Source organism: Acinetobacter sp. YH01020 (genome assembly GCF_013420275.1).
GTDB lineage: Bacteria > Pseudomonadota > Gammaproteobacteria > Pseudomonadales > Moraxellaceae > Acinetobacter > Acinetobacter amyesii.
This window is the reverse complement of the sequence record NZ_VOYN01000094.1, coordinates 1-4,840: the sequence shown is the minus strand read 5'-3', so window position 1 is coordinate 4,840 and position 4,840 is coordinate 1. Positions and strand designations below refer to the sequence as shown.

Annotated in this window: 4 protein-coding genes and 2 pseudogenes; 3 read left to right on the top strand and 3 right to left on the bottom strand. The window is 39.3% G+C overall.

From position 1 onward, the window contains the following. Window positions 1-908: IS5 family transposase (locus FTT85_RS17935; protein ID WP_180184094.1), on the bottom strand; the 908-nt coding region annotated here is incomplete at its 3' end. Window positions 909-970: 62 nt separating this feature from the next. On the opposite strand from FTT85_RS17935, the pseudogene FTT85_RS18830 reads away from it, so the two are divergent. Continuing rightward, window positions 971-1,093: pseudogene (locus FTT85_RS18830) on the top strand (IS481 family transposase); the annotation flags it as partial. A gap of 220 nt (window positions 1,094-1,313) precedes the next feature. Here FTT85_RS18830 and FTT85_RS17930 read toward each other — a convergent pair. Together FTT85_RS17930 and FTT85_RS17925 are read right to left on the bottom strand one after the other, a co-directional pair. After that, window positions 1,314-2,375, bottom strand: a complete 1,062-nt coding sequence (locus FTT85_RS17930) for a tetratricopeptide repeat protein (RefSeq protein ID WP_180184093.1) — start codon at window positions 2,373-2,375, stop codon at window positions 1,314-1,316. Between the two features lie 111 nt (window positions 2,376-2,486). After that, on the bottom strand, window positions 2,487-3,125 hold the full coding sequence (locus tag FTT85_RS17925) for a hypothetical protein (RefSeq protein ID WP_180184092.1): 639 nt from the start codon (window positions 3,123-3,125) through the stop codon (window positions 2,487-2,489). A gap of 347 nt (window positions 3,126-3,472) precedes the next feature. Between FTT85_RS17925 and FTT85_RS17920 the strand changes: the two genes are divergently transcribed. Both FTT85_RS17920 and FTT85_RS17915 read left to right on the top strand, forming a co-directional pair. After that, window positions 3,473-4,629 (top strand): IS3 family transposase gene (locus FTT85_RS17920; protein ID WP_180184091.1). Its coding sequence is split into 2 segments (ribosomal slippage): window positions 3,473-3,704 and window positions 3,704-4,629, totalling 1,158 coding nucleotides; the frame shifts between segments, so codons are not numbered across the junction. Between the two features lie 3 nt (window positions 4,630-4,632). Then, window positions 4,633-4,840, top strand: a pseudogene (locus FTT85_RS17915) (IS3 family transposase); the annotation flags it as partial.

Below are 4,840 nucleotides of genomic sequence, written 5' to 3'. Positions count from 1 at the left end.
CGACCTAATTCCGTAAATCTGTTGAGGACTGCTACACGTGCATGAATTTCATTCACTTGGCTATCAAAACTCCTTGCACTGAGTTTATCCCCCAATAATTTGATGCAATGCATCTTAGTTTCGACCATACTTCGGCAATGATAGCCGGACCATTTTTTCCATAATGTCCTGCCTAAACGTTTAACTGTTCGAAGTAATTCATTTCGCGCTAGCGAGCTGATCTTTGTATCTTTCCAAGGTTTCGCATTTTTTCTTGGAGGAATCACCGCATGCGCTTGCCGATCTGCAATGACCTGACGGCATTGCTTGGTGTCATAAGCTCCATCGGTATAAACAGAGTCAATCTGCTCATCTTGTGGAATCTGATCGAGTAAATCACCAAGCACTTGTGAATCACTCACATTATTTGTAGTGAGTTGAATGGCGCGTATTTGAAGGGTTTCAGCATCTATACCAATATGAAGTTTACGCCATTGGCGACGATATTCAGGTCCATGTTTCTTGCGTTTCCATTCGCCCTCACCTAGAAACCTCATGCCTGTAGAGTCTATGAGTAGATGCAGCCCATCGCTACTTTTTTGGTAGCTGATTGCAATATCAATATGCTTTTGTCTTCTACAAAGCGTACTGTAATCTGGTGCGGTCCAATTTAATCCACAAAGTTTAATCAGACTTTGCACAATGCCAGTGACCATACGTAAAGATAGACGGAATAAGGATTTAATCATTAAGCAGCATTGGATAGCTGCGTCGGAGTAGGTTTGATTTCGCCCTTGTTTGCCTTTTGATGGAGCATACCATTGCGTAGCAGGATCAAACCAAATGGCAATATTTCCGCGACTCATGAGTGCTCGGTTATATGCGGGCCAATTGGTTGTGCGATAGATTTTGTGTGTAGGCTTCTTCATTTGAAAATTATATCGCTGAAAAAGCCTTTACAGATAGGTTTGTGCAACAAAGCCCTTTGAAAGGTAAAACACCGATGGAAAGGTACTTTGAATTATGTGAAGAAACCCCTTTCTCTGATGAGGTCCAGAAGCAATACAACCCATCCAATGAACGGATTCAACACGCCAATTACAAGATGGATTGAGAGATCGCTAAATTGAAACGATCTCTATGAATCACACACTAATCAACTACAACTTAGAAAAAAATTTTCAAATTTGTCACTTAAAAACATAAAACCCCTACCATCACAGCAGAGGTTTAATAGATAGATCATTCACTTAATATCATCAAATCAACAGATGCAAAACAAAGCCTATGACAGCCATTATCATCAGCCATACATATATTAAGAGGATTTATCCTTAGGCTTCACTTACACCACAGGTCAGGACATGTGTTCCATTATTTTTGGTCAGTAAAGCAATATAGTTAACAAAGTAGGCTTGTCCATCTTCTTCAACACGTGGCTTAAAGCTCACAGAAATTTGCTTTACATTTCCATCTAAATGAACAAAGTGTAAACCATTATATTTCCGTTTTAATGCGTTATTTGCACTCAGCATAGGCTCATAGTCCAAATCTGAACTTTGCAATTTTTTTTGCTCTGCACTGAACTGTTTAATTTGAGATTGATTGAATACCGTAAAACGAACACCATCTCGCTGCTCTATAAATTGTTTAACAGCTTCAAGGTCAACCCCTGCTCTAAATATAGCTTGGTACTTTGCACCATAGCCATAATGGTTTGCAGTCTCAATTTTACTGAATAAAGCAGCGTTAGGGCTCTTTGGTGTAAAGATTCGCATATCAGGTGTGTCACCTTCTGAATCTTTATACTCAGGGTAATATTTATATTGATTTTGTTCAGTATAGCTTTGCTTGAGTGACGTCTCTATCGCCTTATGTGCATTTCCAGTAATTTCACGCACCGCTAACTGATTATAAAATGGCGACTCTTGTGTATTTTGCGTATTCCAATTTTGACATAGCAGTGCAGAATCAAGTTTTGAATACTGCTGCTGTTTTTTTTGCTCTGCCGTGTTGAGAGTAACAAGCATAGCTTGTGCTTCTTCATTGCCTTTTTGAGCAGCTTGCAACAATAATTGTTTTGCCAATTGTGGGTTTCGTGTCACACCATCGCCATTTAAGTTCATTTTTGCCAAAGTCACTTTGGCAGGTGCATAATTCTTCACACTAGCACGGTTTAACCACTCTACTGCTTTAGGAATATTTCTAGGGATTGATTTTCCTTCATAATATGCCATGCCCAATTCATATTGATTTTTTGCAAATCCTAAAAGTAAGGCTTTACTTTGTAAGCCTGCAATTGCAGGAATAATCGGTTCATGAATATTTTCTGCAAAAACCGTCTGCGTTATAAGTACGCTTGAACTCAACAACAAGCCCATCATCATATTTTTCATTCATTTACTCTTTATTTTTTGAAGGTATCAGCTGTACTAGCATCTCTCTTGCTAAGCTGATACCCCATTAAACTTATGTTCTATGTTCTACAACGTGTAGTGATTGAATGGCTATTTTTGCTCAGGATAGCTGCCTGTGGCTGCATTATATTTTTGTACAATGCTGTTATTTTTCTTTTTCAAGCTCCAATCTGTACCGCTGTAGCTAATTTGAATAGGATAAAGCTCAGCATTCGGCTCTGTCGTTAATATTTTATATTTACCTTCATAACCATATTCATATTCACGGTCTTTGGCTTCGATATAACGTGTACCAACTACACCTGCATCTCCCACGCTTTTAATGGTGACATCTTGATCTTGTAGTACTAACAGCTCAAAAAAACTAGTCGTCGCACCACCTGAAGTAAAACCTGTTTCAAATATTGCCCCTACAGCATTTTGACCTACACGCTGTAGCCCTTTTTGCAGGTCTGAAATCTGCAAATGGCTTGCACCATATGAACTTGGAATATCGACTAGTTTTGTTTTAGGATTGGTTAATTCAAATGTACCATTTGGATTTTTTTTAAAGTTCAGTAAATAACCTTTAACATAGCAACCATGACATGAGTTTACATCCGTTCCAATCGTTGGGATACTTTCTAGAAAGACAAAATAGCGGGGTTGATTTTGTACGTTCTGATACGTCAAGGTTGGATGCTGTTGTATGTAGCGTAATTGCTTTTCTCCATCAATATTTTGTTGCACAGCAATAAATGGAAATTTAAGTTCACTTGAGTTTGAGCCTCGATTGACTTGTCTTTGACCAAATAATGCAGGCAGTAATTCAGTGGCATTTAATGAGTTCAGAACAATACTGTTACTGTTATTTTCAGTTTTGGTCGACGTTACTATTTTTTGCTTGGGCGTAATGCCATTTGCACCTAAAAATGCTTCTTTAAAAGTGACTTTCTCACCATTTTGATTTAAAAATCCAAATTTTTTAGTTTCAGGAGGCTTTGTTGCACAAAGATTTCATAACTATATGATTTTAAAGGTTTTGATTATTTTTTGATCCAAAATTAAATTTATTTAAATCAGATGCTTACATATTTATGCAACAAAGCCGTCCTGAATTTAAACAGCAAGCGATTGATTATGCACTTTCAAACTCCCACGAACCTATAGCTGCAATCGCCCAGAAATTAGGTGTGGGTTATTCAACTTTAGACAAATGGATTCGTGAAGCCAATCCAGTAGGTTCAAGCAAACGTCAACTTTCACCAGAACAACAGCGGATCTTAGAATTAGAGAAAGAAGTCAAACAGCTCAGGGAAGCCAATGACATCTTAAAAAAAGCGCATGTGTACTTTCTGACAGATCATGCCAAGAAAAGTACACGGTAATTCAAGATCTGGATGTGAATGAAGTCACTGTATCTTCTGCCTGTCAATGCCTGGGTGTCAGCACTTCAGGCTATTATGCCTGGCGAAAACGCCAGGCCAATCCAGCGCAGAAATATAATGATTTAAAAGCCGTATATTGGCAGCATCATGCACGATTGGGTGCACCTTCATTGGTACATGACATGCATGATTTAGGTTACAGCATGAGCGAACGAACCGTTGGAAGAATGCTTAAAAAGCTTGGTTTACGTAGCAGGATTGCACGTAAATACAAGTATACGACTGATTCAAACCATCGTTTGCCTACAGCGCCTAACTTGTTGGATCGTCAATTTACGGTCAATGAACCCAATAAGATCTGGACAACGGATATTACCTATATCCGTACTAAGCAAGGTTGGCTGTATTTGTGTGTGATGCTGGATCTATTCAGCCGTCGTATTGTCGGTTGGCAAACCAGCCATCGAATAGACCGTCAATTGGTGTGTGATGCGTTTCATTATGCAATGGCTCGTCAGGGGTATCCAATGGGTGTCATGGTGCATTCGGACCAAGGCTCACAGTACTGTAGTCGTGATTTTAGGGCGCTATTATTGACGAATAACTGCGTTCAAAGTATGTCACGCAGGGGAAACTGTTGGGATAATGCAGTGACCGAAAGCTTCTTTCATACATTGAAAGGTCATGTGGTCCATGGCAGTGTGTTTGCCACTCGAAAAGAAGCGAATACAGTCTTGTTTGACTATATTGAGATTTATTACAATCGGGTCAGAAGGCATTCCGCAAACGGCTGGTTAAGCCCAGAAGCCTTTGAACAGAAATATTTTAAGAATTTAGAGGGATTTGTTGTCCACGATACTGTCTAGGATCATGTTATTGCACGCTGTACAGTGGTTCGCTTGATGAAGAAGCTAGGTATACAGGGTGTTTGGCGTGGGAAGAATAAACAAACCACCCGTAGCCGAGATGATCAAAAAAGAGCGGATGATTTAGTGAAACGTAATTTTACTGCTGATTATCCAAACCCTTGCGAAGCGATGCTTCTCAGGTCGGTGACTTCACGTATATTCAAACTCA